The sequence below is a fragment of the Variovorax sp. OV084 genome (assembly GCF_900111625.1).
Lineage (GTDB): Bacteria > Pseudomonadota > Gammaproteobacteria > Burkholderiales > Burkholderiaceae_C > Variovorax.
Map to the genome: position 1 here is coordinate 140,179 of NZ_FOII01000001.1, position 26,358 is coordinate 166,536.

Consider the following 26,358-nt stretch of genomic DNA (forward strand, 5'->3'; position numbering starts at 1 on the left):
ATGGGCCTTCCTTTCCTCGACTCCTTTTCCGCTGCCGCAGGCCGTGGCGTCTGGCATGCCGACGAACTCGGCCTGGCCGACGCGCAGGTCGTCGCCACCGGCCACACTGCGCTCGACGCGCAGTTGCCGGGTGGCGGCTGGCCGGTCGGCGCGATGACGGAGCTGCTGCAGGCCGCGCCCGAGGCTCATGTCTGGCGGCTGCTGCTGCCCGCGCTGGCGCAGGCGGTGCAGGCGCGGGGCGGGCCGGTGGTGCTGGTCGGTGCACCTTATGAGCCTTGCGGGCCGTCGCTCGCGGCGCAGGGACTGCCGGTGGAGGCCCTCATGTGGATCAGGAGCGAGGCTCCGGCCGCGCGGCTGTGGGCCTGCGAGCAGGCACTGCGCTGCGCGGACATCGCCGCCGTCGTGGCCTGGCTGCCGCAGGCGCGGGTGGGTGAGCTGCGGCGGCTGCAGCTGGCGGCTGCGCAGCACGAGGTGCTGCTGTTCGTGTGCCGGCCCGAATCGGTCGCGCTGTCGGCCTCGCCGGCGCGGCTGCGCATTCGTGCCGGGCGCTGCGAGGCTGACGCATCGCAGATCGAGCTGCACATCCTCAAGCGTCGCGGCCCGCCGCTGGCCACGCCGGTGATGCTGCCGGCGCGCAACGAACGCATGACCGCATTGCTGGCCGCCGCCCGGCTGCGCCGCAAGCTGCGTCTGCAGCAACTGGGTACGGTGCCGGCCGGCGAGTCGGCAACCTCGGCGACCGTGGTGCGCATCGACGCGTGGAAAGGAGGCCCGGATGCACTGGATCGCCTTGCGGTGGTCGCTTGACGCCGACACGCCCGATGCTCCTGTCTTGCCCACGCCCGAAGCGCTGGGCTGGTGGGCGCTGCAGTACACGCCCCACGTGGCTTGGCAAGACGAGGCACTGATGCTCGAAGTCTCCGCCTGCGAGCGCCTGTGGGGCGGGCGGTTGCAGCTGATGCGCCAGTTGCTTGCCGACAACCCCGCGCCCGACGTTCGCATGCAGGGTGCGCAGGGCGCCACGAGCCTGATCGCGCTGGCCCGGCTGCGCCTGTTCGTGCGACAGGAAAAGCGGCCGCAGGAGGTGCCGGCCGGACTGCCTCTCGACACTCTGAGCGCCGCGCGCGAACACCTCGACCTGCTTGCGCGCCTGGGTTGCCGCACTTGGGGCGAGGTGGCGGCGCTTCCGCGCGGCGGCCTCACGCGGCGCTTCGGCGCAGGGCTGCGCGAGGCGCTCGACGCCGCATGGGGCCTGCGCCCCGAAAGCCATGCCTGGCTCACGCTGCCCGACGTGTTCGAGCAGAAGCTGGAGCTGCCCGCGCTGGCCGAGACCGCCCCCGAACTCATGTGGTCGGCCAACCGGCTGCTGTCGGCCCTGCAGATCTGGCTGCGTGCCCGCCAGCGTGGTGCGCGCGCGCTCGAACTGGAGTGGACGCTCGATCTCAAGCGCTTCAATGGCGTGAACCTGCCGCCGCACCAGCAAGTCACCGTGCGCACGGCCGAGCCCACGCAGGACATGGCGCACCTGCGCCGCCTGCTGTCCGAAAAACTGGCCCTCACCACGCTGGCCGCGCCCGCGAGCTGGCTCAGGCTGCGCACGCTCGAAACCGATCCGTGGGCTGGCGCCAGCACCAGCTTTCTGCCGGAAGACAACCGCAAGGGCGACAGGCTGCACGAGATGGTCGAGCGGCTCAGCGTGCGGCTCGGAGCGCAGCAGGTGGTGGTGCCGTCGGCGCAGGCCGACCACCGGCCCGAGCGCAAGCAGGCATGGCAGCCCGCGCTGCAGAAAGAAAAGGAAAAGGCGCCCGGCGACAAGGCCCGCAAGGAAGCAAAGGCCGCAAGGGCCGCGGCGTCGCAGCCCGATGCCATCTACCCGCCGTGGCTGCTGCCCGAGCCGCTGCTGCTCGAAATGGACGGCGAGCGCCCGTGCTATCGCGGCCCGTTGAGCAGGCTGATCGGGCCGCAGCGTGTCGAGACGGGCTGGTGGGGCGACAAGGAAGACGGCGGCCAGCCCGCGATGCGCGACTACTACGTCGCGGAAAGCCCCGAAGCCGGGCTGGTGTGGATCTTTCGCGAGCGGCCCGCCGCGCGCTTTTCTTCCGGCGAGGTGCGCTGGTATCTGCAGGGCTTCTATGCCTGACCTGAGCGGCAAGCAACTGCGCGGGCGCAACTCGGCCAAGGTGCATGCGCTGCCGTTGCCGCTGCGCAAAAAAGCCGCGCCGACGCTGCCGGACTATGCCGAGCTGCATTGCCTGACCAACTTCAGCTTCCAGCGGGGCGCTTCGACGCCGGAGCAGATGGTGGAGCGGGCCTACCAGCTCGGCTATATCGCGCTTGCCATTACCGACGAATGCTCGGTGGCGGGCATCGTGCGGGCCCATGTGGCCCTGCGCGACCTTCCGGCGAAGCTGGCCGAGCACGAGCGCGAGCATCCCGACGAGCCGGAGATCCCGCGTAACTCCGCTTTCCGCCTGCTGTTCGGCAGCGAGTTCCAGTTCGAGCGCTTCAAGCTTGTGGTGATCGCAAACGACACCGAGGGCTGGGGCAACCTGTGCGAGTTCATCACCGCCGCGCGCAACACCGAACTGCCCAAGGGCGAGTACCGCGTGAGCTGGGAAGACAGCGACGTGGCTTCGCTGCAGCACTGCCAGGTTCTTTTCGTACCGCATCGCAACCCCGGCGGTGCGATGGATGTTGCGACGCTGCACGAAGACCTGATGGCCGCCAAGGCGCTGTACGGCGAAAACCTCTGGCTGGCCGTGGAGCTGTTCAACGAACTCGACGACGACCTCTGGTTCGTCACGCTGATGCAGGCGGGCGAGGAAACAGGCGTGCCGCTCGTGGCCGCCGGTGACGTGCGCATGGACGTGCGCTCGCAGAAGCCGTTGCACGACGTGCTGACGGCGGTGCGCGAAGGCAAGACGGTGGCCGAATGCGGCTTTGCGCTGCAGTCGAATGCCGAGCGGCATCTGCGGCCGCGCATGCGGCTGGCGGAACTTTATTTTCAGGAGATGCTGACGAACACGCTTTTGGTGGCCGGGCGGTGCAGGTTCGACCCTGAAGTGATCCGCGAGAACTACAAGTACCCGCTTGAGAGCGTGGGAAACCACGAGACGCCGGCGCAGACGCTGGTGCGCAAGACGTGGGAAGGGGCACTCGAAAGGTATCCGCTTGAAAGGTATGCCTCGGGTATTCCGGAGAGCGTTTGCCGGCAGGTCCGCAAGGAGCTCGATCTCATCATCGACCTCGAATACGAGATGTTCTTTCTCACGGTGGAAAACATTGTCGGCTTCGCAAAATCGCAGAAGATCCTTTGCCAAGGGCGTGGGTCATCCGCGAACTCGGCGGTGTGCTACTGCCTTGGCATCACAGCTATCGACCCAGATAAGGGCACGCTCCTGTTCGAGCGCTTCCTGAGCCGCCATCGCCGCGAGCCGCCCGACATCGACGTCGACTTCGAGCACCAGCGGCGCGAGGAAGTCATCCAGTACATCTACGAAAAATATGGCCGCGACCGTGCCGCCATCGCCGCCGTCGTCATCTGCTATCGCGCACGCAGCGCGTTGCGCGACGTGGGCAAGGCCATCGGCATCGACGAGCGGTTGATTGACGAGTTCGCGAAAGACCACTACTGGTTCGACGAGACAGTGCTCGGCGAGCAATTGCGCCAGGCTTCGGCGCGCGTCGGTGTCGAGGAGGACGAACTCAAGCTGATGCACTGGATCGAGATGACGCAGCGGCTCAAGGGCTTTCCGCGCCACCTGAGCCAGCACGTGGGCGGCTTCGTGCTCACGCACACGAAGCTCACGCGGCTGGTACCGGTCGAGAAGGCGTCGATGAAAGACCGCTCCGTCATCCAGTGGGAGAAGGACGATCTCGAAGCGATGGGCATGCTCAAGGTCGATGTGCTCGCGCTCGGCATGCTCAGCGCGATCCGCCGGGGGCTCGCTCACATGAATCGCTGGCGGGGCTCGATGCTGGAGATGCACCAGATACCGAGCGACGACCAGAAGGTGTTCGACATGATCTGCGACGCCGACACCATCGGCGTGTTCCAGATCGAGAGCCGGGCGCAGATGTCGATGCTGCCGCGCCTGAAGCCGCGAACGTACGAAGACCTGGTGATCGAGGTTGCCATCGTGCGGCCCGGGCCCATACAAGGCGGCATGGTGCATCCGTATCTCAAGCAGCGGGAGCGGAAGCGCAACAACCTGCCTATCCACTATGAGAAGGAAGAGCTGCGCCCTGCGTTGGAGCGAACGCTGGGCATTCCGATCTTCCAGGAGCAGGTGATGCAGATCGCCATGATCGCGGCCAAGTTCACGGCCGACGAGGCCGATCAACTGCGGCGTGCCATGGCGGCATGGAAGCGCAAGGGCGGCCTCGACAAATTCCACGAAAAGCTCGTGAATGGCATGGTCAAAAACGGATACCCCAGGGCATTCGCCGAGGCCATCTTCAAGCAGGTCATGGGCTTCGGCGACTACGGCTTCCCCGAAAGCCACGCCGCCAGCTTTGCGCTGCTGGTAACGGTGAGCAGCTGGCTCAAGAACTACGAGCCGGCCTGCTTCCTCGCCGCGTTGCTCGATTCGCAACCGATGGGCTTCTACAGCCCGTCGCAGCTCGTTCAGGACGCACGTCGCCATGGCGTCGAGGTGCGCCCGGTCGACGTCACGCGCAGCGAACTCGACACCACGCTCGAAGCCCGTGATCCCGATGCGCTGCGTTCTCCAGGCATCGATCCACGCTACATCGACCGCCTCGGCAACGAGAACCAGCCTGCGGTGCGGCTGGGCCTGAACCGCATATCGAGCCTCAGCAAGGGTGGCGCCGAGCGCCTGCTCAAAGCACGCGACCAATCGCCCTTCACGAGCACCGAAGACCTTGCCCTGCGCGCCGAACTCGACGGCAAGGACATGGCCGCGCTGGCCGCCGCCGATGCGCTGATGTCGCTCTCGGGCCATCGGCGCCAGCAGGTGTGGGACGCCACCGCGCAGCACCGGTCGCCGGCTCTGCTGCGGGGCGTGCCGATCAACGAGCAGGCGCTGCTGCTGCCGGCCGCGCCCGAGGGGGAGGAGATCGTCGGCGACTACGCGGCGCTCGGTCTCACGCTGCGCCGCCATCCGCTCGCGCTGCTGCGCCCGCGCCTTGCGCGCATGAAGCTCATGAGCGCGGCCGAACTGCGTTCGCTGCCCAGCGGGCAGACCGCGCGCGCCTGCGGCATCGTCAAGGGACGGCAGCGCCCACAGACCGCCAACGGCACCATCTTCGTCACGCTGGAGGACGAGACGGGCAACGTCAACGTCATCGTCTGGAGCCATGTCATCGAGGCCTGGCGCGAGCCGCTGCTCAAGTCGCACCTGCTCGCAGTGCAGGGCACATGGCAGCGCGACGACGACAGCGGCGGCAAGGTGCAGCACCTGATCGCCACGGGCTTCAGGGACCTGACGCCGCTCATGGGCCGGCTCGCGCAGAGCAACACGAGCCGCGACTTTCATTGACGCGGGAAGGGAACGACCGAATGCAACCGATCGTTCCATGCCTCGCGCCTTCCTCCGCTTTTCGCTAACCTGTTTCCGCCATGTCCGCACTCGCCGCTTTCGACCCCATCGTCGCCACGCCTATCGGGCCGCCGCCACCAGCGCCCGATGTGCCCGTGCCACCACCGCCGCCGCCCATGCCACCGCCGGAGGGCGACCCGCCACCAGTCGTGCCGCCTGTGACCGACCCCGGCTTTCCGCCACCGGTGGTGGAGCCTCCGCCACCGATGCAGACGGCGGTGCCGTTCGGCAAGCCGCATGCGCGGCGCCTGCGCGAGATCTACCGTTCGGCCGGCTGGCCGTGCTGCGACACCATCGAGGTCGAACTGCTCGCCAGCGGCTATCTGGAGCGCGTGCGTACGGTGCACGGCCACGAGACGCTGCGCGTGACCGACACCGGCATTGCGCGCATCGCCACCACGCTCACCATCAACCGCGCCGCGCTGTCGCCGCACGAAGCGCTGGTGGAGCGCGTGGCGCGCGAGATGACGCGCGGCGGCCGCATCGCATGGCGCGGCCTGGGCTTGCGCGCCCGACTGCCGCCGCTGGAAGAGGGCGACAAGCCGCGCTGGTGCGTTGCGCGGCCCGATGTGTTCTCCATCCGCAATACCAGCGTGGAGGCTTACGCGCACCCCATCGTGCACGAGGTAAAGGTGAGCCGCGCCGACCTGCTGGGCGACCTGCGCAAGCCCGACAAGCGCGCGGCGTACCTCGACCTGGGTGGCGAGTGCTGGTACGTGCTGGGCAACGACGCGAAGGGCCGCTGCATCGCCAAACCAGAAGAAGTGCCGGTCGAATGCGGCGTGATGGTGCTGGAGGGCGAACGCCTTGTGGTCGCGCGAGCGGCCGTGCATCGCGCGTTCGATCGCATTCCGTTCGCGGTGTGGCTTGCGCTGGCCAAGGCGCAGCCGATTGCCGGATTCGAGGACGACGTGCAGGACATGCTGATCTGACGACCTCGGGCCGGGTCAGGTGATGTCGTCGTAGCTCCGGTGCGCGATGGCGACGACGTCGCCGGGCAGGAACTGGCTCTGCATCTGGCGCAGGCCTTCTTCGCGGTCTTCAGCACTGGCCGTGGCATCGAACATCTGGTCGCAGAACTCGAGCACGTCTTTTGCGATGCGTTCGTAGCGGTAGTAGGCGAGGGCGACGAGGTCGATGTCTTTAAGTCCGTAGCCTTCGTAGAACAGCGCTTCTTCCTGCGGCTGGTTCCACACGTGGCCGACGCCACCGCCGATGAACATCAGGTCGCGCTCTTTCGGGGCGAGGATGAGCGTGTCCCAGTCGACGATGGAAATGCGGTCGTTGTCGCCGACGAGAACATTGCCCGCGTGGAGATCGGAGTGGCACAGCACCAGCTGCGGCGGGCGTTCGAGCAGGATGGAGGCGAGCTGTTCGCTGCGATAGACGACGGTGTCGATCTCTTCCGCATGCTCCTCCCAGAAGGCGAGGAAGCGCTTGACGATGTCGTCGCCCTTCACGCCGTTGATGAACCGGCGCTGGTAGCGGCGGACGCCTTCACGCCAGTGGTGGGCGTAGTGCTCTTTGGGAAGACCGGCCGACAGCGCTTCGGGTAGTTCGGTGCGATGGATCGCGCCCAATGCGGTGCCGAGCGCGGTCCATTGGCGGTTCGTCAATGTGCGTTCGAAACCGTTCTTGCCGTCGAAGAAGGGATAGAGCGCCCAGTCGAAACCGTGGCCTTGCGCGCTGAGTTGCCGGCTCGTTGTGGGCAACGGTGCCATCACTGCTTCGATGCCTTGCTCGTGGTGAAGGAAGGCTGGGACCGCGACGACCGGCTGGTCGAAATCGCTTCTGCGCAGCTTGAGGAAGTACGCGGCGCCGTCACTCGCATTGATGCGAAAGACGGCGGAGTTCACATCCGCGCCGAGGGGCAGGAATTCGATGCGGGCGTCGTGCAGGCCATAGGCATCGGCGAGGTATTGCGCGACGGTTTCGCGCGACAGGTCGGGGGGCGTCAGCATGCAGCCACTGTAGCGCCGGAGGAATGCCGCACCTCAATGCAGGGGGTAGGAGCCGAGAGGTTCGTGGTTAAACGGATGCGTTAAGTGCGAACGGACCAGTCGGAACTCTGTTGCCGTCCAGCGGATGGGCTCCAGGGAAGTGGGCCTTGCTGCGCGTTCGGCGTCCCGTGCGATCGTGACGTGCGGCGTCCATCCACGGACATGGACATCGAGGGAAAAGCCGGCTCGCACCAGCGCACGGCTGATGTCGTACTGAAGGCGCCGCAAATCTTCATGCTCCGACGGTTGCACTACCGAGGCGTCGTTCGACCATGTGCAGGAGCGGTCGAGCGTGAGTTGCAGTGGCTGCATCGACACTTCGGAGAGCGCGGCGCGCAGACGTTGCTCGGCGTTGCCCTGCTGATCGGGGAGGTACTGGAGCGTCAGGTGCAGGCGGTCTACGGGCGGAAAGGAGCAGCCTCTGGGCCACCACCAGTTCTTGCGGTGCGCCTCTATTTCAGCTTGCACTTCCCTGGCGGGAAAGAGTCCGACGAGAAGCTTATTGGACTCGGCCATCGGGCGCTTCTTCAGGATTCAGACGGCCACCAGCTCTCGGCCGTCGTGCGGATGACGCGCGCTGCCTGCACGCGAATGTCCCCCTTGTCGCGGGTCACTTTGAAAGGCCAGGTCGAGATCCGACCCGTACGGGAGGGAGGCTGCAACTGGTGCAACCTGGAGAAAAAAAGAACCTGCGCAGTGAGCGCAGGCGGATTGGCGGTGGTCATCGGCGTCGCCTTGAAGTTGTTCTTGGAGACGACGAATTTTAGAGAAATACTGTATTTATGTACAGTATTTTCAGGGTCGAGCAGGCGTGCCCAGCAGAGCATCCAGGTCGACCGCCGCTGCCATCGCCCTGTAACCCGCATCGCCCGGATGCAAGTGGTCGCCCGAGTCCATCGCCGCCTTCAGCCGCGAGGGCCGGGCCGGGTCGCGCAACACCGCGTCGAAGTCGACCACGGCGTCGAACGCGCCGCCTTCGCGGATCCAGCGGTTCACGGCCTGGCGCACCTTGTCCTTGTCGGGCGAGTAGTGGCCTTCGAGCGGTGTGCCCTCCAGCGCGCGTTCGGTCGGCGCGATGGTGCCGGCCATGATGCGCACGTTGTGGGCATGGGCCAGCTCCGCCAGCTGCCGCAGGCCCTGGATGACGGCTTCCGCGCGCACGGCGGGTTCGTTTGGTGCGAACGGGCCGCCGGGCCAGCCGATGTCGTTGGTGCCCAGCAGCACGATCATGGCGCGCACGCCCGGCTGGGCGAACACATCGCGGCCTGCGCGTTCCAGGCCGGCGCGGCCCATGCCGTCCTTCAGCAGGCGGCCGCCGGAGATGCCGGCGTTGAGCACCGCGACATTGCGCCCCACCAGCCGCTCGGCCAGCGCGTCGGGCCAGCGGGTGTTGGCGCTGGGCGTGGAGCCGTTGCCATCGGTCAGCGAATCGCCGAGGGTGACGACGGTGGTTGGTGGCTGGGGTGTCTCGACGATCAGGCCGCTGACGTAGACACGGGTGCTCCATTGCGTTGCCGCTGCCGGCAGGTGCGCGGCGCCGGTCAGGTCGCCATCGGCCACGTAGGCGATCTGCCGCGCATCGAAGTGAAAGCCCGCGGGCTGGCTCGGCCGCGGCAGATAAAGCGACACCGCAACCTTGCCGAGAGCGGGCATGGCGATGTCCACCGGGTCGCTGACCAGCCGCGCGCCGGGCGGGATGGTGACGTCGGCCTGCCCGCCGAAGCGCAGCGGCCGGTCGCTGCCCTCGACCACCGCGGAGCCTTCGGCATGCCGGGCCACGCGCGCTGCGCCGATGTACAGCGGCGCCACCCCGCCTTCGTTGCTGATCACCACGCGCAGCCGCGACCCGCCGATGCTCAGCCGCGCCACCTGGCGCACGGTCTGCCGGTTGAACTGGAAGGGCAGGCCGGTGGGCAGCACGAAGTCGCCGTTCCAGATGGGTTGCGTGCTGGCCATCCAGCTGGGGCTCCAGTAGGCCGCCGGTTCTGCTGTTGAAGTTGCGGCTGTGGCGGCCAGGGTGAGCGCGAGGGCGCCGTGGCGCAGGATCGATGCGAGTGTCGATGTGGTCATGAGAAGAGGTCCTTGGATGAAAGCTGAAGCAAGGCCTCGACTTTCTTTCATGCGTATCCGGATGGGTAGACGGCAGAATGGCATCCAGACCATTCCAAATGCGAATACACCATGGACACCCTGCGCGCCCTCGAAGCCTTCGTGCACAGCGTGGAGCTGGGCAGCCTGTCGGGCGCGGCCCGCGCGCTCGACACCACGCAGCCCACCGTCAGCAAGCTGGTCGCGGGGCTGGAGCGTTCGCTCGGCGTGCGCCTGCTGCGGCGCACCGCAGCAGGCCTGAGCCTGACCGAGGAAGGCCAGCGCTTTCACGAGCGCGCACGGCGCATGCTGGAGGACTACGGCGACGCGGTGTCCGACGTGCGCGAAGGCATCCAGCAGCCGCGCGGCCTGCTGCGCATGAGCGCGCCGGTGACCATGGGCCAGCGGCATCTCAACGCGATGGCGGTGGAGTTCCTGGGCCTGTACCCGGACATCGAACTGGAGCTGGCGCTCGACGACCGCTTCGTCGATCCGCTGGAGGAGCGCATCGACGTTTCGCTGCGCGTCGGCGGCGCCTTGCCGCCCGACTTGGTCGCTCGCCACCTGGGCACGTGGCCGCGCGTGCTGGTCGCGTCACCGGACTACATCGCGGCACGCGGCAAGCCGCGCAAGCCTCAGGACCTGCTGGCGCACGACTACCTGCGCTACGCGGCGGGCGACGACGGCGTGCTGCTGCAAGGCCCCGATGGCCCCGTCACCGTGCCGGTGCGCAGCCGCTATCGGGTGAACAACGCGGTGGCTCTGCTCGACAGCGTGCTCGGCGGCGCCGGCATCTCGTTGCAGCCCACCTGGATGGTGGCCGACCTGCTCGCAGATGGCCGGCTGGTGCGCGTGCTCGGCCGCCACACCGGCCCGGCGCAGGAGGTGCACCTGCTGTATGCCCCGCGCCGCCGCCAGCCGCTGCGCGTGCGCGTGCTGGTGGACTTCCTGGCCGAGCGGGTGGCGAAGCTGCCGGGCGCCTCCCGCCCAACCTCGTCTCGCTAGTTCAGCGGCAGCCGCAAGAAGGTGCCGCGCAGCGCCTCCTGGCCCGCGCCCGGCTTGCTCCAGTCGCACACGCCGCTCGGGAAGATGGTCTGCAGGCGCGCCAGATCGGCGCCCGCAATGGTCACCGAGTAGTCAGCCGCATTCACCGGCTTCAGCTGGCACTTGAGCACGTCGTTGACCAGCGGCGTGCCGGCAACGAGGCGCGGCGTGCTGAAGCGCGGGTACACCACGTTGCAGCTGGCCGCCGGATTGGTCGACGCGGCTTCGTCGATGCGCGTGCCGCTCGCGTCCCAGCAGGCATCGTTCGCGCCAGCGGGCTTGTTGCGCACCACCTTGTCGATGGACGGTGCAGCCGTGTCGGCGGCCATGTTGTCCAGCCACTTGTTGATGAGGTCGAGCGAGGCCGACATGTAGTCGACGGGCGACTTCGATCCCAGCGTCCAGATGATCTGGTTGTCGCTGCGGCCGTTGGCGCGCTGCAGGCGGGCCCGGATGATCAGGTCCTGCATCGTGTCGTGGATGTCGCCCACGGCATCGGCATTGCCGCGCTGCGTGATGATCGGAATGTTCGCAAGGCCCGGTCCTTTGAAGCTGTTCTTGAAGCCGCCCGCGTAGGTGAGCTTCAGCGCATCGGGGTCTGCCACGGAGCGCGCAGCCTGCGTGTTGCCGTCGCCGTCGTAGCCGCCGACCTTCTCGTTCAGGTCGAGAAACTCCGTCACCGAGATCGCGCCGCTGTTCAGCGCGGCCAGGCCGTACTGCACGCCGACGTTGTCGATGGGGCGACGCGCCTCCTGCGTGCCGGCGCGCTTGCCGAGCAGGTTCACGTTGGTCTGGAACAGGTCGCAGCGGATGCCGTTGGGGTTGGTCGTGCGGTTGAACACGTTCGACACGTTGGCCGGTTCGAGAAAGCCGCAGCCCACCGCGTTGTCGGACTTGATGATGCTCGCGAAGGACAGGTCCCAGCTCGTGCAGGTGTTGGTGTTGAAGCCGTTCACCGCGTTTTGCTTGGCCGTGGTCCAGGTGGTGGTGTCGAGCTTGTAGACGTTGTTGAGCAGCCGGCACTCCATCACCTCGGGCATCAGCGTCTCGGGGAAGGACACGATGGGCTGGATGCCGTCGAGCAGGCCCGGGTAGAGCTGCGCGATCAGGTACTGCTGGATCGCGCCGCCCGAGCCGCCGAAGCCGACCGTCCACTTGGGCACGGCGCCGAATTCTTCGATGACGTGCTCCTTCAGCATCATCAGCGTCTCGCCCTGCAGGTGCGGGTTGGCGTGCTGGTTGTTCCAGAGCTCGGTCGAGTTCATGAAGGCGAAGCCGCGCGACAGCTGGATGTGGCCCACATCGCCGAGGATCGTCTCGATGGGATGCACGCCCTGGTTGTACTGGGCGGAACCGCAGCAGTCGAAGTACACGACGAGCTTCTTGTTCCAGCCCGCGCCGGGCTTCCAGGTGGCGGGTGCGTCCTTGGTCGGGTTGTCGAGCACCGCGAGTCGGTACACGCCGCGGTTGATGGTGCCCGACTCCACACGCACGATGTAGGGCACGGTGTTGCCGTCGTTGGTGGTGGTGGTCGCGAGGTCAGCGGGGCGCGTGCCCGTGGGGTCTGAAAGCGGTTTGAAAGTATTGGAGGTGCTGCGGTAGTACCAGACCACCTGCGTCGCGGCCGAGCAGTCGGCGTCGAGCGGCGAACCCAGGCCGTTCTGCACCGTGCGGCATTCATAGGGCGAGATGTGCGGGCCCGACAGGATGGGCCCGGTGATGGGGTAGTTGACCAGCTTCGTCTCAGTGCGCTGCGCAGTGTTGTCGGCGTTGCTGACCACCAGCGTATTGGTGCTGCCCGTGGTGCTGGAAGCATCCGTCGTGAGCCCGGTGACGAGGCCGCGCAGCACGCGGGCCGTGCTGTCGGCCACCGGCACCTGCGAACTCACGTCCTTGCCGTTCAGGCTTACGCGAACCTTGTCGAGCGCCACGCCAACGGGCGCGGTGATTTCGATCAGCGAGTCGCCGCCGCTGACCATGTCGGGCGACGACGAGAGCGTCTTCACCTGGAACGCGGCCGGCGTCTGCGTCGCGGGCGGTGGGCTGGCGCCGGGAATGAACGAAAACCCCGATCCGCCGTCGGAGCCTCCGCCGCATCCCGCGACGAGCAGAGCTCCTGCCATGGCGAGACCCGCGGCAAGGGCGCGGGGCCGGCGCGGCCACGGAAAAACCCGCTTGTGCGGGCGACGGGGTGTAGCGAACATGGACGTCTCCTGTGTTGTATGTCTTGAAAGAATACGAATGGACGTTCCGGGGCGCGGTCGTTGCGACGACACATGACGCGCGAATTGCTACAGGTAATCCCTGATTCACCCAGCGAGCCTTTTTCTTCTTCCTCCGCTGCGCAGGTGCTGGAAGAGACGGTGCGGCGTTCCAAATGGGCGTCGGCCCTGTCGCCGGCTGACCTCGAACACGTGCTCGGCAGCATGCAGGAACGGCAGTTCGCGCGCGGCGGCTGCATTGCGCGCGCCGGCGAGCCGGTCGAGCACTGGATGGCGCTGATCGATGGCTTCGCAAAGATGTCGGTCGCATCCGAAGACGGACGGGTCTCGACACTCACGGGCGTGTCGGCCGGCGTGTGGTTCGGCGAAGGCTCGTTGTTCAAGCACGAGGCGCGCCGCTACGACGTGTTCGCGCTGCGACCCACGCGCGTGGCGCTGATGCCTCGGCGCACCTTCGAATGGCTGCGCGGCACCAGCGTGCCGTTCAACCACTATCTGCAGGAACTGCTCAACGCGCGGCTCAGTCTCTTCATCGGCGCGCTGGAGCATGAGCGCCTGCTCGACACCGACGCGCGGGTCGCGAACTGCCTGGCGAGCCTGTTCAACCCTGATCTGTATCCCGATGCGCCGCGCTTTCTGGAAGTGGGGCAGACAGAGATCGGATTGCTCGCGAACGTATCGAGGCAGCGCGTGAATGTTGCGCTGCAGCGCTTTCAGGCGTTGGGACTCATCCGCCTCGAAAAGCGCGGGCTGACGGTGCTCGATCTTGGCGGCTTGCGCGGCTACAAGGCAGAAGGCGTCTTGCCGCTGCGCCCGTCAGGTGCTGCGTAGCTGGCGCGTGCCGACTGGCGTGTCGGGGCCGGTGCGCACATTGCGTTCGATGAACTCGCGCGCAATGACTTCCACGTTGGCCGGCGCTGGCGCGTTGAAGGACATGCGGTACTTCAGCAGCTTGCCGTTGCGCACCGCGAGGTAGGTGAACGAGTCGTAGGCCTTGGCGTCCTTTGCATGCACGAGGCGGAACGAGACCGTGCGGAAGGTCAGCCCTTCGATGCGCACGTCGCGGGTGGGGCCGATCCTGGCGCTTGCGTACATGCCCTGGGCGGTGGCGCGCTGCACCTCGGCGATGGTGCTCTTGAAGTGCTCGTCGAATTGAGGGTCGTCCACGCCCGGCTGCCAGGCGCGCTTCATGTCGTACACGTAGACATCGATCCAGCCGACGCTGCTCTCGAAGCGGTGGCTGTTGCCGAGGCCCGCATTCAGTGCCTCGTAAGACTTGGAGTTGATGTAGCGCCACTGCACGCCCGTGGGCGGGGCCGGTGCCGACTCGGCGGCGGGCGGCGTTGCTGCCGTTGTTCCTGCGGCCGGTGCCGTGTTCGGTGCGCTCGCGCAGGCGCAGAGCAGGGCGCAGAGAAGCAGGGCGAACAGCAGTTTCATGGACTGGTCCTGGAGTCGAGGGGAAAGAACGGGCAGGTCAGTCGAGGCGGATCTCGAAGTAGGCCTCGTCGGCTTCGCCGAGTGCGCGAAAGCCGGCAGTCTTGGCGGTTTCGTAGGCCTTGGCCCAGGTGGCGGCCAGCGCAAGTTCGTCCTTGCTGAGTTCGTCGGCGCTGGACTCGCTGGCGTTCTCGAATGCCTTCAGCGCGGCTTCGACGCTCTCGCCCAGCAGCTTGTCGAGTTCGCGGCGGAAGCGCGACTCCGCAGTGGCGATGACGTCGGCCGGGGCGTCGGGGAAATCGACCAGTTTCACGGTGTAGCTCATGGGCCGGATGCTACGTGATCGCAAAGGCCGTATGGAGGCACCTTTGCCACAGCGCCCCGACCGTTTCGACACGGTCTTGCTGGTGCCGGGAGCAATACGGCAGGTGCCTGAAGGAAGACACGCAGGAATTCGCGGGAGCTGTTGGAGCGGGTGAAGGGAATCGAACCCTCGTATGAAGCTTGGGAAGCTGCCGTTCTACCATTGAACTACACCCGCATTTTGTAACCCGTTGATTTCTAACGAGTTATCGACCTAAGTGCCTGATTTCACAGAGGAAAGAAGGTCTTTCGACTTCGACCGTGTTCCCAACATCACCCGGTCACACCCCTGTCCACTTGGCACCTTGGCGTAGGTTTTGGCGTAGGTTTTTTTGATAGAAACTACACCCGAAACCACCCGTCGGCCGCATGCCTGCGAGCGACGACAGCCGGGAGTATAGGGCCATGTTCTTCGATGTTCGCGCTGCCAAGCAGCTCAAGCCTGGCGAGCATCTCGTCGTTGAAGGTTGCGAGGGACTGCGCCTTGTCGCCTCTACGTCGAAGATGACGTGGACCTACCGCTACAAGCAGCCTGGAACGGGGTTGATGAAGCAGACCCGCATCGGCCCGTATCCGAAGCTGCGGCCCTCGGAAGCAGCGGAGATGGTGGAGGTCCTGCGCTCGAAGCGTGCCGATGGCATCGATCCCAAGGAGTACCAGCGGCAGCAGCGCAAACCTGCCGCCTCGGCTCTGGCGGATGCCGAGGTGTTCACCGTGCGCAAGTTGGTACGGGACTACATCACCAACCACATCGAGCAGGAGCGCCAGAAGGCGGGCGCCATCGCGGCGAGGAGGGCGCTCGAAAGGCTGCTGGACGAAGAGCCGACCTTTGCTCAGACACCTGCGTCGGCCGTTACGCGTTCAGCCTGCTTCGACCTCCTCGAAGCGCGAAAAGCTACGCCGACAGCGGCCCAAAAGCTACGCTCGATGCTTAGCGCCGCTTGGTCGCGTGCTCTCGATGCCGGCCGGCTCGATCAGGATGTCCCGAACTGGTGGCCCACGATCATGAAAGGCAAGCTGAAGAGCAAGGGGAAGGTCGTCGGCGGCGAGCACCAGGGCCAGCAGCGCCGTGTCTTGCGAGACGAGGAGGTCGGAGAGTTACTGGCCTGGCTCTCGAACATGCATGAACTCGGGCGCGACACGCTGCAGATGTACCTGTGGACCTGCACGCGGGGCAGCGAGATCCTGGCCATGCGGCCGGCACACATCACCGAAGAGAAGGATGGCTGGTGGTGGACCGTGCCGAAGGAGGCGACAAAGAACGCGCGCTTCGAGGAAGCCGTCGATCTGCGCGTGCCGCTGGTGGGGCGTGCACTGAAGATCGTGCAGCGCCGCCTCAAGGCCGTGGGCAAGTCTGGGCTGCTATTCGAGGATGCCCGCGGAGAGCAGTACACCCAGCACGACTTCTCGACTTACATCTACGGCTTGCAGCCGTACTCCGAGAAGGTGGCCCGCCGCGAGAGCGAGGGGCTGATCCTCCCGGTGACGCACTGGACGCCGCACAACCTGCGCCGGACGAGTCGCACCATGCTGGCGGCGCTGGGCTGCCCAAAGGAGATTGGCGAGGCGGTGCTGGGCCACCTGCCGCCGGCCATCGAGGGCACGTACAACACGCACAGCTACGACAGGGAACGGCGGCTTTGGTTAGGTAAGCTTGCGCGCCAACTCGAAGAGATCGGGAAGTGAGGAGAAATGATCAAGTACAAAGAGAAGAGAAAGAGCGCAGAAGCAAGCTCTAGGGCCTGGACCTCGTCAAATGTAAATGCAAGGGTTGTTGCCTTAATCGCCGCGTCGGCCACGCTTGGGGGAAGCTTAGGCGCGGCCGGATTCAACTATTTGGTGACTGAGCGACACCGTACACAAATCGCCCAAGAATCATTAGAGGTGCAGCGGGCTGCGCAACTGGTGAGTGAAGCAGCGCAGAAAACCCTAGAACAGTCACAACAGATCGCCGTTGCCAGATTGGAGTTTGAGAAACAGGTACAGCTGTTCGCGATCGCACGCGAAGACTTGAGAACCCAAATCTCTCATATTGGCGTTGCAAACGACTCTCGCCGGACGGAGAACGACTCGGTCCGGACACGGGTTGAATTGGCAAAGCAGCTTCGGGAGTTGAGGCCTTCGCTGCTGGTCAACTGCTTTGTAGTATTTCCATCGGAAGCAAAGGCTGCGATCACTTGCAACATGACCAACACCGGCGTTCACACCTGGATCTTGGAGACACAACCGATCGAAGTCGTGGATAAGGCAGATCAAATCATTCCAAACGTCGTGGGAAAAGTGCACGGAGTCGGAGCCAATCGCCTTCCGCCGGGCGGAAAGGGAAGCAACTTTTTCCAGATTGATCTCAATGTTCCGGTGAAAGAACTAAGTGACAAGGCCTTCAAGATCAGCTTTAACCTGGTGACCGATGAGGCTGCGAGAGAACAGGTCCGACTGGAGAGCGCAGGGATCTTGAGTGCCAAGCGCCTCGTCGAACTCTCCTCCTATTCATATAGTTGGAGAATATGGCTCAACTAGGGGTGCCTGCTCGGCCATAGCCGCAGTTCTTCGGAGGGAGATGGTCGGACTCGGGGCGTTCTCGGCCCCAAGCTTCGAGTTCTTCCACGAGCCAGGCCGTGCGCCCCTTGCTGACCTTGCGAGGCTTCGGAGCTTCGCCTCGGGCGACCAGATCTTCGAAGGTGCTCTCACCGATGGCTAGGAAGGCAGCCGCGTCCGCACGGGCGAGGTAGAGCGGCCGGATCTGCACGACAGGAAGAGGGGGCTTCTTCATCGCTTGGCATCCTCCGCCATGACCGCGCGCACGATGGCATTGCGCAGGCCGACCCGCGCAGTTCTGGGCAAGGTGTCCCAGAGCGTCGGGTATTCGGTGTCGATGTGCTCCATCACGGTGAAGGCCACCAGGTCAGCGTCGATGGTGCCCTGGGACTTGGGCACCAGGCGCAACGCGGGCTTGTGTGTGGCAGCAGTGCTCACGGCAGGGCCTCCAAGCTGCTGTCGAACAGACCCTTGGCCAACAGCAGCAAGGCGCGCGCGCCTTGTGCCGCCAGGTCCGGCGTTTCATTGGTTACGAGCGTCAGGACTTCGATTGCCTCGTGAAGCGCGCAACTCGCGTACTCGCAGTTGTCGCGCGTGTTGGTTGCATCCGCTTCGCTAGTGACATCGACCGCGACATCCACCAGCGAGCGAGCGCCATAGGCGGCTCCAGTGTTCATTTCCGATACGCGAGCGTCGAGGATCGCGCGTGCTTCGAGGGTCCTCTCGTAGGCGTCGAAAATGCGGCCGGCTACGTTTTCAGTCTCGGCGGCGGCTGGCGAACGTACTGCAAGATCCTTGTCGCCCCGGTCGGCTTCGGTGGTGTCCTCGCGATGCGGAAGCACGTCGCCCATGTCGGTGAAGTCCATCCAGGCGTTTGCGGCATCGAGATGCGCAAAAGCCTCGCGCAGAGTGGTCTCGATGACCTGGCCGGTAGAGAGCGCGATCACGCCTTCAATTGCTGCGAGTGCTGGGAACATACCGGTGTACGCGGCGTCTACATCGGCTCGTGCCAGCGGCTCGCAGTGCATGGGGGCAAGGGCGGCCGGCAACATGTCTTCGATGACTGTCCGCAGCAGAATCTCTGCCGCTTCGCCAGGGTCGGTCATCTCAACCGACTGGTGTGCGAGCTGCAGCTTTTCCTGCCCGAGCTTGAGGTTGGAGAAGATTGCATCCAGTCGCGTCTGCAGTGCGCTCTTCGTCGCCTTCGGCGCGATCTTGGCGCGGGGCTTGTCGAGAACGGCGCTCATGCTTGCACCTCGTTGGCTGCGTCGCGGGCTTCCCGGTATTGCGCGAAGAGCTGCTCGCCAGCTTCGCCGACCTCGCGGGCGAGCCGCATGATGACGCCGCCGAGCAGGGGTAGAGCGTCGTCGGTGAGTTCGTAGCCGCAGAAGCGGCCCTCGCCTGATTTTTCGACAGCGGACAAGCAGATCGCGCACGACGCGAGGGCTTGTATTTCGCTCGACCGCATCGTGATCACATCGATGGCCGACGAGTCGAACTCGATGACATCCTGACTGCGTGCAGCCGGGCGAATGGGGGAGGGCGATTGCTCGCCGGTTGCGCCGACTTGTGGGCGCGTGCTAACCTCGGACATGATTTAGGTTCCTTGCTAGGGTTCTTGGGTCACAGAAGCCCCGACGGTTGCCGCCGCCGGGGCTTCGCCTTTCATGGGTTCAGTTGATGGTCGTGGGCGTCAGCACCTCCTGAAGGACGGACTCGTGATAGCTGTGCACTGTCCCGAAGCGCGAATCGCGCACGTCGCCGATGAGTAGGCCCTTCTCGCGCGACAGGGCGGCGCACTTCCGGCCAAGATTCGCCGCGGCGCGCGCATCGACCGGGCGCCCAATCAGATTCGAGTAGCCCAGCACCGTGAAATGCCTGTTTTCGGGCTGAGTTCGGGCCTCGATGACCGCTACGTTCTCCTGCAGCCGTGCCAGCTCCGTGGCTTGACGAGCCTGCTCCTGTTCGAGCGCGTCTTGCCGGACGAGCGCATCGATCAGGGCGGCGGTGCGTGGGTCACGTACTGCGGGCACGGCGGCGCCCTTGGCGCGACGTTCGCACTCCAGGAAGTACTCCCGGACTTCGAAGCCGCGATCGGTGCCACTCATCATCCCGATGTGCTTACCGGCTTCGAGGGTGAAGTGGTATTCGATGAGCGTTTGGCCCGTGGCCGAAAGCTCGCCCTTTTGGGCGAGCTTCACGAAGTCGCGGTTTTCGACAAAGCGCCCGCGCTTGATTTGTGCCTTCGCCCAGTTGGTGAAGTCTTTCCCGACGCCAAGTTCGGCGTGCAATTCGCGGCCGCTGATGGTCGAGATGAGGTCGCTGCCCATCTGGCGCGAGTTGATGGCGATATTGATGGTCACGGCTAGGGTTCCTGGGTTACTTGCTGGGTTACTTGCTGGGTTGCTGGGCCTCGGGTTGCCGCCCGAGGGTTGAGGGAATCATCTCAATTGAATGGGCATCTCCGCTAGGTTGCCGAGCACGCTTTTCTTTGAAGGTCGAGCGCAGGCGGTTCACGATTTCGCCGTTTAGGCTGCGGTCGTTGGCCACGGCGGCTTCTTTGAGGTCGTCCTTCAACTCGTCGGGAAGCCGAACCGGAGTCGGTGGGATCTGGAGCTTGGGACTCGATGGCATTGGTAGATTCTGAAAGATTCTTTTTATAGAGTCAACTAGATTCTTTTGAGAAGGATCAAAAAGATTCGATGATTGAGGGATGGAACCAAAACAGTTGCCCCCGTACCCTCTGCGCATGCCTCAAGAACTGCGCGAGGAGCTTGAAAGGGAGGCTGAAGCCGGAAAGCGCAGCCTCAATGCAGAGGTCGTCATGAGGTTGGAGCTGACGCTGGCGCGCCAGTCTGAAAAGCGCTCCGAACTGCTCGTGAGGCACCGGAGCGTGTTTCGGCAGTGTCTCGATCTTGAGGCGCAACTGATGGTGGGCGACGAAATCCTCATCACGCGGGAAGCGCGGCTGAACGAGCAAAGGACGAGGGATCCCTCGGAAAAAAACCTTGCCTCCTTCCACGAGGATGTGCGACAAGCGGAACGAGTGGTCCTTGGTCTTAAGCAGGTACTGGAGGAAACCCAGTCGAGACTCCGGAAGGTCGAGGCAGAGCTTGCAGACATTGACGAGCGCATACAGACGAGGAGCGCGCGAGACGCAGCCGCGCACGATCCCAAGGCCAAGGCTTGACCCACAGCTCGAACGCGGATGAGCGACAACGAGATGCTGCTGCTCGGCTGTTTGCTGTTCGTGGGCACGCTCGCGTTGGCCAAGATTTGCCACGATGTCCTGTACAAGGATGGGCGCGGTGAAGAGGGTGAGCCCAAGCCCTGACTGGTTCACTGCGAGAGGTTTCATGCCCCGAAGATTGCCCGCGGTCGCAGGCGATGTCAGGGTGAAATGTTTCACCAGGGTTTGCCTGAGGCGCCCAGCGCTCCGCCGACGGTCGAGCATCGCTGCGTGGTTCGGTGCATGGGGTAGGAATAGTCCGAACGGCATGCTCGGACTGTCGCTGGAAGCTTGACCGCAGTCACCGCAATTGCGGCGCGGCCCACCGCAGTTGCGGTCTAGCTCTTCAAGCTTTTCTTCGCTTCGGCGAACTTCGTCTCAAGGTTGCGCTTGCTAATGCCGGCCTTGTCCGGGTAGTTCTCCAGCATTTCTTTGATGATCGCGGCTTCACTATCCCGGCCAGGCCGAGGCGATCGAAGAAGTTCGAGCAGAACACCGATCACATTGAGGTGAGTAGTTCTTTCTTTTGCTGCCAGCGGCTTTTCTACTCGTGGCGGTTGGAGCTTGCCCACCAAGTCATTTATCGATGCAGGGCGGACTACAAGTTCGCTGTCCGAAGGTAGGCGGCTCGCGGGGTAGTAACCCGAATCGTCCTCGAAGCGCTCCATCAGCTTGAAAGGACGGCCTCCTTGCAACTCTCCGTATAGCAGCGCTTTGGGCTCGATGATGTATGCCCCATTCATCGAGACAAACTCTAGTGGAGGGCCTCCTCGCCGCGCCTGGTATTCATCCTCGACAGAAATGGCATCCCCGCCAATCATCAGCAACTCGAAAACGCCATATACCTCGACGGGGTTGTGGCTGGTTTCGACAACCCAAGTAATGCCGTCGATCGAATCTCCCAGGGTCACTAGCTCCCCCGTCCAAGGCAAGTCAGGGTTCGCTCGCAGCGGCTCTGCTTTCGGCACTTCGTCAAACGCTTTGAAGGCGCAGAGCTTTGCCATCGTTGGATTGGGGATTCGCACGGAAAGCGTGAGATGACGTTCCGCACCAAGCCACAGGAGATCAAGGACGCTGACGTTCTCCTCTACCAGCGAGCTGACATGAGTTGCGGCCTCATCAAGGGTAAGCCATTCTCGGAGATGAAGAATTTTGCTCATCTCATTCGGCTCGTCCGCTCAGCGTTCGTTTCGCCTCAGCAAATTTCGCTTCCAAAGTGCGCTTGCTGAGGCCAGCTGCTCCAGGGTAGCGGGCGAGCAGTCCGTCGATGATGGCAGCCTGATCGTCGTAGCCTGAGCGCGTCTTCCCTAACGGACCCGCCTCGAGCATCAATGCCAGAAGGCCGCCAAGAATATTTAGGTAGCTCGTTCGCTCCTTGGAGTTCAGATCTGCTTTCCCACCGTGCTGATCCAGGCTTTGCTCCATCTCGCGGATCGCCTGGGTACGAACCACCAATCTCCCGCTCTCGGGAAGCTCATAGCACATAGAGTAGTTCTCGTTATTTTGGAATGGCTCCTTCCATTCTTCGATCGGCTTTCGGGTGAGCATCACGAAAAGACATCCTTGTTGATCCTTCAACAAGATTTCGTCGAAGGTGATGTCGTCCCACGTGCTGTCCTCGGACCACTCTCTAGCTCGAATTAGTGCTCGCTCTCCACCAATCATAGGAAGATCAAGGACTCCATCCACGTAGCTCACGACCGGCGACAGCTGCAGAAATTGCACCGGCTCTTGACCGATGGAAAGATAGGTGCCTCCCAATGAACCCCGGGGGCGTTCATTCACGCGTTCCGCTCGTCGAACCGCAACTTGACTCTGAAATCTGATCGACAAAGTCAATCTGCCTTCTAGTGCGAGAGTCAGTACGTCTTGCTCGGTCACAGGTTCATTGAATCGCTCAGTCAAATGCCTCGCCGCGTCCGGAAGGTAAATCCAATCTCTAAGGGTGAAGATTTTGCTCATTGAATGGATTCGCCAGGGGGAAGAGGGGACGTGCGATCCCGCTGAAAGTAGCGCCGCTCGGCCAACGGTCTAGGATCGATATGTCAATCACACCCGTGATATTGCCATCAACACGAGGGAAGAGGAGCATCCCGGTTGGGGTGCGTGGTGAAGGTGTTCAGGCTAAAAGACGGCAAGGATCCCGGCGTTTACGAGCTTGGCGGCTTCGACGTGAGAAATCGGCGGATCGACCGCACCGTAGGCGGTGGCGCCAACCGCGCCGAGCGGCGGGAACTGATCATCTACAGTTGGAACCGAGTGGCAGAACTCGCAGGCCTCCTCTAGCGCGGTTGCGTAGACCGTGCAATGCCAATGAGGCGGCACCAACAAACTCTCGGAGGTCGTGATGGTCTGTGGCTACGTGTGGGATCTGGAGGGCTTTTTTCGGGGCATCCCTGGAGTCGTCTGGTCGGGCGTCATCGGCGCCATCGTGGCCGCTGGAATTTCGTTGCTGGGGGTCTATCTGGCTAACGCCAGCAGCCTCGCCAGGCTTCGTGTTCAGCACGCTCACGACAAGGAAGAGGCTGACACTCAACGCAGAGCTGAAGCAGTTCAGAATCAAGAGGATCGCAAAGCTGCCATACGCCGCGAGGCCTATACGGGGGCCATCGAAGCTGTCCATGAGGTACTCGCCTTGGTTGGGCATCTCCCCGAGCTTCGCCTTCACCACGACAACGAGGACGAGGCGCTTCAAAAATTCCTTCAGGCCAACTCGAAGGTCTGGTTGGTTGCCGAAGCGCCCGCCGCGCATCTTTCGCGGGACCTGACGAACCGAGTAGCGCAGCTCTATCTGTCGGCACTGCAGATGGCGCACCCCTTCCGCGAAAAAAAAGAAGCCTGGTGGCAACTCGGCGACAAGCTTGAGGCGGCGAGGTCGGAGGTAAAGCGAATCGAATCTGCGATCGCCCAGGCACAGGAGAGGGGCGCCAAGCAGGAAGATACTCAGCCGATGATCGAGTCTTGGAAGGCCACAAATGACTGGATAAAGTCTTTGGTGGCCTCGCGAGAGCAGATCCTGACTGATCTTGTCCCACTGCGTGTCGCATCGTTTCCGAAGATGATTGAGCTTATGCGTCCGGTCCAGGAAACCATCGTCGACCTGGTCAGCGCTCTTCGCGGCGAGTTAGGTTTGGCGTCCGACCATGCCGAGTTTCGCCAGCAGTTGAAGGAACAAGAACAGTTCGTCGCTGCCGCCATCCAGCGACTCGCGGCCGGCGCCTAGATCAATTGCGTAAATCTTTACCCGGGGCGTCTGGGAGGCAGCGGTGGCGGTGCTTTCATTTGATGAGTAGCTGCTGCTTCCACTCGGGCACTTGATCCATCGTTTCCCAAGGCTGCGCCGAGGACCCTCGACGCTCAAACCTGAAGGCACACCCGCCCCCGGTGGATGCGAGAGTCACCCGAAGATCGCCGGTAGTGAACGGAACCTCATACGCCTTGCCACACTTCTCGCTGGTGATTTGGGTGCCGACGAACCCGGACCTGGTGATCTCGACAGACAGCACGACTTTGTCTTTATGGAGAGCCTTCACCATCTTTGAAGGCGTGTCGTCGAAGACAGACATGGCCTTCGGATCACCAGGAACGGTCGGGTTGTATGAGACCCAAACGTTACTGCGATAGCCTGGGGCCCGGAGCAGCAAGGTGATTGTTCCGACATCGCCGACTGCGGGCTCGTGATAGATGTTGCGGCTGGCCCACGCGCAACCTCCCAAAAGGGCGACGGCCAGGCAGAGTGCGAGAGAGAGTCGTGGGTGGTCTGTTTTCATGGGCCTACGTAATGGGGGACGCAACGTATGCATTCGAGCATACCGAGTCTTGACGGTGCCCCCCGATGATCCAGGCGGTGGTGTTTTCCGGCCTCCTGCAAAGTGGCAGCAGTACGACTGAAAGCCTGTGTTCAAGCTTCCTCAGGATCTACCTGCCTGCATGCCGGTTCGATGCCGGCCCCGGGCACCTGCTGTTGCAGGCAATAAAGGGGGAGGGGCTAGACCAAGTCTTCGAACGGCGAGATGAGCTACGCTGTGGTCGAACAGGGGGCTTCATGATCAAACGACTACTGAGCAGAGTCCGTCGGCGGCCGATCACGCGTACTGCGTCCCTACCGCCGGTCACGTTGCGTGTGCTGAAAAGACCGGGGTTGGGCAGTTTCGTTGACCCCAATCCGTGGTTCGACGTGGCCGTGTTCGCGTCGAACGGCGAGCGGGTGGGGCGCGTTGGATATGGGGTGTCGCCGCTTTTCGAGTGCGTGTATGTGGATGGTTTGCATATCGAGCCCCAGTTCAGGGATCAGGGCTACGCGAGCAGCGTCTTGCTAACCATCTCGCAGCAATGCGCAGCAGGCGGCCAGCCGCTACCCATCACGGCCATGCATGAGGTGGGAACATCTCTAGGCTTTTGGGGAAAACTCCGCCTCGGCTGCGTTCCAGGCTTGACCGTGACCATGGACATCCGAACTGGCGATCACGAGCCACTTCGCAGGCGCTGGCGCGCCGCGTTGTTCGCGTCATAGGAGTTCGGTAGTCGCGCTTCAACGGTAAAGCGTGGCGGCCCGATTCCGGCCCCGGGCATGAAAAAGCCCGCGCGGGGCGGGCTTGATTTGGAAAGCAAGACTCTACCAGCCGTGGGTGCGATAGCGCTCCGCGACCTCGACGTAGGTCCCATGCGCCTCATCGGTATAGCTGAGCCAGATGCTGTAGATAAGGGCGAGCATTGACAGACAGGCGAAACTGAGAAATGTCCATCCGGCGAGCGCTGTGTCGGCGCCAGAATTCAGCATCGCAGGAATAGTTAAGAAATTCGCGATGGCAAAGCCAAACCCGAATAGGAAAGCCGCTGCGAGCGCGTAGTGAATCCAGCGCCGTTTGCCGTACTTGTGTGCGATCCATCCTGTGTTGAGCAGCTTAAGCATTTCCGTCTCCAATGGCATCAGCGTACCGGAAAAGGTCGGTTAATGCGATGCCGATCACGACCGAAAAGCCCGTGTTCAAGCTTTCCGAGGATCCGCGCTAGAAAAGCGCATGCCTGAACCTCGCGGCCGTCGCCACCCTCTGTTCCTCCGGCTGACCAAGCCGATCGATCCTGTCTACCCGGATGCTGTGACGCCTGTCGCCTGGGACGATGAGGAGTTCTACGAGAACGTGAGGGGCGTGGTCTACATCGTCACTCGGCAGTGCGCTCGGATGCGAGCCTGGGCGCAGCAGCTACGCAAGCTGCACGGAGCCGACGAGACCTACAGGACGGAGGAGGGGCTCAGCCGGCTCAGCGGTGCGCCATTGCGGGAAACGAAACTCCGTGGGCTTGGGAGCAGCCTCGATCTCTACACGGAACATGGCGGGGAAGTTCTCGCAGCGAGGTCTGCGGTGCGTGCGTATGTGGCAACCGATCTGCTGGCGGTCGTGACTGATCGCGGCGGCGGTGGCGCTGTTGGCTTCGTCTCGTTCGGCCTGAAGTGGATCGCTGATGCCTTCGATGGCATGGATGACGAGGTCGAGTTGGAGGTTGAGCTTGACCAGGCCTGGATGGCTCCTGCGTTCCGGCGGCGTGGCTGGGGTGAGTTGGCCGCGACTGCCATCGCTTGTGCCACAAGGCGGCACGTTGACCAGATGGAGGCCACGACTTACTGGCCCGCCGGCTTCGTCGCCCCGCTCAAGATCACGGTCTGTGCCGACCTCTACAGCACGAGCGGCGAGGCGCTGCTGGCCAAGTGTGCTGACTACGTTGCGCTTGCGTTCGGGATCAGTTCAGTAATGCAGCGGGTGCGGGTGTCGCAGATCGTGCTGGACGGGCGGTGGTAGCCATAGCCGCAGTCCATGAAAAAGCCCGCACGGGCGGGCTTAGATTCAATCATCATGTCTAAAGGTATGGCGCGTCCGCTC

31 protein-coding genes and 1 tRNA gene are annotated in these 26,358 nt (G+C 63.8%); 14 read left to right on the plus strand and 18 right to left on the minus strand.

The annotated features are described in order from the left end of the window. The 4 genes from imuA to BMW87_RS00705 all read left to right on the plus strand — a co-directional run bounded on the left by imuA (position 1) and on the right by BMW87_RS00705 (position 6,493). Positions 1–807 carry a translesion DNA synthesis-associated protein ImuA gene (imuA, locus tag BMW87_RS00690; RefSeq protein ID WP_093073411.1) on the plus strand — a complete coding sequence of 269 codons (807 nt, stop codon included), beginning with the start codon at positions 1–3 and terminating at the stop codon, positions 805–807. Beyond that, positions 776–2,140 (plus strand): Y-family DNA polymerase, encoded by a 1,365-nt coding sequence (locus BMW87_RS00695; protein ID WP_093073413.1) that lies wholly within the window; start codon positions 776–778, stop codon positions 2,138–2,140. The genes imuA and BMW87_RS00695 overlap by 32 nt, the downstream gene beginning before the upstream one ends. Further along, positions 2,133–5,501, plus strand: a complete 3,369-nt coding sequence (locus tag BMW87_RS00700; RefSeq protein WP_093073415.1) for an error-prone DNA polymerase — start codon at positions 2,133–2,135, stop codon at positions 5,499–5,501. Before BMW87_RS00695 ends, BMW87_RS00700 begins: the two co-directional genes overlap by 8 nt. 80 nt (positions 5,502–5,581) lie before the next feature. After that, complete coding sequence (locus BMW87_RS00705; protein WP_093073417.1) at positions 5,582–6,493, plus strand: hypothetical protein; 912 nt, start codon at positions 5,582–5,584, stop codon at positions 6,491–6,493. Between the two features lie 15 nt (positions 6,494–6,508). Here BMW87_RS00705 and BMW87_RS00710 read toward each other — a convergent pair whose 3' ends face one another. The 4 genes from BMW87_RS00710 to BMW87_RS00725 form a co-directional block, all read right to left on the minus strand. After that, the gene (locus tag BMW87_RS00710; RefSeq protein WP_093073419.1) at positions 6,509–7,522 is read right to left on the minus strand and encodes a phosphotransferase enzyme family protein; all 1,014 of its coding nucleotides are present in this window, start codon (positions 7,520–7,522) and stop codon (positions 6,509–6,511) included. Positions 7,523–7,555: 33 nt separating this feature from the next. Further along, a complete protein-coding gene (gene thpR, locus BMW87_RS00715) occupies positions 7,556–8,077 on the minus strand; it encodes an RNA 2',3'-cyclic phosphodiesterase (protein ID WP_093073421.1) in 522 nt (173 codons plus the stop codon). An 11-nt stretch (positions 8,078–8,088) separates the two neighbouring features. Then, a complete protein-coding gene (locus BMW87_RS00720; RefSeq protein WP_093073423.1) occupies positions 8,089–8,286 on the minus strand; it encodes a hypothetical protein in 198 nt (65 codons plus the stop codon). Between the two features lie 70 nt (positions 8,287–8,356). After that, positions 8,357–9,631, minus strand: a complete 1,275-nt coding sequence (locus tag BMW87_RS00725) for an SGNH/GDSL hydrolase family protein (RefSeq protein ID WP_093073425.1) — start codon at positions 9,629–9,631, stop codon at positions 8,357–8,359. A 111-nt stretch (positions 9,632–9,742) separates the two neighbouring features. Here BMW87_RS00725 and BMW87_RS00730 point away from each other — a divergent pair, with 111 nt between their 5' ends. Beyond that, positions 9,743–10,654, plus strand: coding sequence for a LysR family transcriptional regulator (locus BMW87_RS00730; protein ID WP_093073427.1), 912 nt, complete (start codon positions 9,743–9,745; stop codon positions 10,652–10,654). Here BMW87_RS00730 and BMW87_RS00735 read toward each other — a convergent pair. Beyond that, a complete protein-coding gene (locus tag BMW87_RS00735) occupies positions 10,651–12,897 on the minus strand; it encodes a DUF6351 family protein (protein ID WP_143047747.1) in 2,247 nt (748 codons plus the stop codon). The two genes, BMW87_RS00730 and BMW87_RS00735, sit on opposite strands and share 4 nt — an antisense overlap. 72 nt (positions 12,898–12,969) lie before the next feature. Here BMW87_RS00735 and BMW87_RS00740 point away from each other — a divergent pair, with 72 nt between their 5' ends. After that, a complete protein-coding gene (locus tag BMW87_RS00740; RefSeq protein ID WP_093055782.1) occupies positions 12,970–13,746 on the plus strand; it encodes a Crp/Fnr family transcriptional regulator in 777 nt (258 codons plus the stop codon). On the opposite strand, the gene BMW87_RS00745 is transcribed toward BMW87_RS00740, so the two are convergent. The 3 genes from BMW87_RS00745 to BMW87_RS00755 form a co-directional block, all read right to left on the minus strand. Beyond that, positions 13,732–14,352, minus strand: a complete 621-nt coding sequence (locus BMW87_RS00745) for a hypothetical protein (protein WP_093073431.1) — start codon at positions 14,350–14,352, stop codon at positions 13,732–13,734. The two genes, BMW87_RS00740 and BMW87_RS00745, sit on opposite strands and share 15 nt — an antisense overlap. A gap of 37 nt (positions 14,353–14,389) precedes the next feature. Beyond that, complete coding sequence (locus tag BMW87_RS00750) at positions 14,390–14,674, minus strand: hypothetical protein (protein WP_093055786.1); 285 nt, start codon at positions 14,672–14,674, stop codon at positions 14,390–14,392. A 142-nt stretch (positions 14,675–14,816) separates the two neighbouring features. After that, positions 14,817–14,890 (minus strand) — tRNA-Gly (locus BMW87_RS00755). 227 nt (positions 14,891–15,117) lie between these two features. Between BMW87_RS00755 and BMW87_RS00760 the strand changes: the two genes are divergently transcribed. Further along, the gene (locus tag BMW87_RS00760) at positions 15,118–16,398 is read left to right on the plus strand and encodes a tyrosine-type recombinase/integrase (protein WP_177192698.1); all 1,281 of its coding nucleotides are present in this window, start codon (positions 15,118–15,120) and stop codon (positions 16,396–16,398) included. Between the two features lie 6 nt (positions 16,399–16,404). Next, positions 16,405–17,232 carry a hypothetical protein gene (locus BMW87_RS00765; RefSeq protein WP_143062538.1) on the plus strand — a complete coding sequence of 276 codons (828 nt, stop codon included), beginning with the start codon at positions 16,405–16,407 and terminating at the stop codon, positions 17,230–17,232. Here BMW87_RS00765 and BMW87_RS34625 read toward each other — a convergent pair. From BMW87_RS34625 to BMW87_RS00790, 6 genes are all read right to left on the minus strand, one after another. Further along, positions 17,225–17,485: a helix-turn-helix transcriptional regulator gene (locus BMW87_RS34625; RefSeq protein ID WP_143062539.1), complete on the minus strand. Its 261-nt coding sequence runs from the start codon at positions 17,483–17,485 to the stop codon at positions 17,225–17,227. The genes BMW87_RS00765 and BMW87_RS34625 overlap by 8 nt on opposite strands. Then, positions 17,482–17,688: a hypothetical protein gene (locus BMW87_RS00770; protein WP_093073437.1), complete on the minus strand. Its 207-nt coding sequence runs from the start codon at positions 17,686–17,688 to the stop codon at positions 17,482–17,484. The genes BMW87_RS34625 and BMW87_RS00770 overlap by 4 nt, the downstream gene beginning before the upstream one ends. Next, positions 17,685–18,497 (minus strand): hypothetical protein, encoded by an 813-nt coding sequence (locus BMW87_RS00775; protein WP_093073439.1) that lies wholly within the window; start codon positions 18,495–18,497, stop codon positions 17,685–17,687. The genes BMW87_RS00770 and BMW87_RS00775 overlap by 4 nt, the downstream gene beginning before the upstream one ends. Continuing rightward, the gene (locus BMW87_RS00780; protein WP_093073441.1) at positions 18,494–18,844 is read right to left on the minus strand and encodes a hypothetical protein; all 351 of its coding nucleotides are present in this window, start codon (positions 18,842–18,844) and stop codon (positions 18,494–18,496) included. The genes BMW87_RS00775 and BMW87_RS00780 overlap by 4 nt, the downstream gene beginning before the upstream one ends. A gap of 79 nt (positions 18,845–18,923) precedes the next feature. Beyond that, entirely contained in the window at positions 18,924–19,613 is a 690-nt protein-coding gene (locus tag BMW87_RS00785; RefSeq protein WP_093073443.1) for an antA/AntB antirepressor family protein, read from the minus strand. Positions 19,614–19,641: 28 nt separating this feature from the next. Further along, entirely contained in the window at positions 19,642–19,884 is a 243-nt protein-coding gene (locus BMW87_RS00790; RefSeq protein ID WP_177192699.1) for an Arc family DNA-binding protein, read from the minus strand. A 79-nt stretch (positions 19,885–19,963) separates the two neighbouring features. Between BMW87_RS00790 and BMW87_RS00795 the strand changes: the two genes are divergently transcribed. Then, positions 19,964–20,440 carry an Arc family DNA-binding protein gene (locus BMW87_RS00795; protein WP_093073446.1) on the plus strand — a complete coding sequence of 159 codons (477 nt, stop codon included), beginning with the start codon at positions 19,964–19,966 and terminating at the stop codon, positions 20,438–20,440. An 18-nt stretch (positions 20,441–20,458) separates the two neighbouring features. After that, positions 20,459–20,584, plus strand: coding sequence for a hypothetical protein (locus BMW87_RS35425; protein ID WP_256216614.1), 126 nt, complete (start codon positions 20,459–20,461; stop codon positions 20,582–20,584). A 233-nt stretch (positions 20,585–20,817) separates the two neighbouring features. Here the strand turns inward: BMW87_RS35425 and BMW87_RS00800 are convergent, their stop codons facing one another. Both BMW87_RS00800 and BMW87_RS00805 read right to left on the minus strand, forming a co-directional pair. Next, a complete protein-coding gene (locus tag BMW87_RS00800) occupies positions 20,818–21,639 on the minus strand; it encodes a hypothetical protein (RefSeq protein ID WP_093073448.1) in 822 nt (273 codons plus the stop codon). A gap of 1 nt (position 21,640) precedes the next feature. Beyond that, the gene (locus BMW87_RS00805; RefSeq protein WP_143062540.1) at positions 21,641–22,441 is read right to left on the minus strand and encodes a hypothetical protein; all 801 of its coding nucleotides are present in this window, start codon (positions 22,439–22,441) and stop codon (positions 21,641–21,643) included. A 144-nt stretch (positions 22,442–22,585) separates the two neighbouring features. Here BMW87_RS00805 and BMW87_RS00810 point away from each other — a divergent pair, with 144 nt between their 5' ends. Continuing rightward, the gene (locus tag BMW87_RS00810; RefSeq protein ID WP_143062541.1) at positions 22,586–22,765 is read left to right on the plus strand and encodes a hypothetical protein; all 180 of its coding nucleotides are present in this window, start codon (positions 22,586–22,588) and stop codon (positions 22,763–22,765) included. A gap of 61 nt (positions 22,766–22,826) precedes the next feature. Next, entirely contained in the window at positions 22,827–23,702 is an 876-nt protein-coding gene (locus BMW87_RS00815; protein ID WP_093073454.1) for a hypothetical protein, read from the plus strand. A gap of 55 nt (positions 23,703–23,757) precedes the next feature. Here BMW87_RS00815 and BMW87_RS34630 read toward each other — a convergent pair whose 3' ends face one another. Further along, the gene (locus BMW87_RS34630; protein WP_143062542.1) at positions 23,758–24,249 is read right to left on the minus strand and encodes a hypothetical protein; all 492 of its coding nucleotides are present in this window, start codon (positions 24,247–24,249) and stop codon (positions 23,758–23,760) included. Between the two features lie 65 nt (positions 24,250–24,314). Between BMW87_RS34630 and BMW87_RS00825 the strand changes: the two genes are divergently transcribed. Beyond that, on the plus strand, positions 24,315–24,992 hold the full coding sequence (locus BMW87_RS00825) for a hypothetical protein (RefSeq protein WP_093073458.1): 678 nt from the start codon (positions 24,315–24,317) through the stop codon (positions 24,990–24,992). Between the two features lie 102 nt (positions 24,993–25,094). Here the strand turns inward: BMW87_RS00825 and BMW87_RS00830 are convergent, their stop codons facing one another. After that, positions 25,095–25,391 (minus strand): hypothetical protein, encoded by a 297-nt coding sequence (locus BMW87_RS00830; RefSeq protein ID WP_093073460.1) that lies wholly within the window; start codon positions 25,389–25,391, stop codon positions 25,095–25,097. A 109-nt stretch (positions 25,392–25,500) separates the two neighbouring features. Between BMW87_RS00830 and BMW87_RS00835 the strand changes: the two genes are divergently transcribed. Further along, complete coding sequence (locus BMW87_RS00835) at positions 25,501–26,277, plus strand: hypothetical protein (protein WP_093073462.1); 777 nt, start codon at positions 25,501–25,503, stop codon at positions 26,275–26,277. The last annotated feature ends 81 nt before the right edge of the window (positions 26,278–26,358 follow it).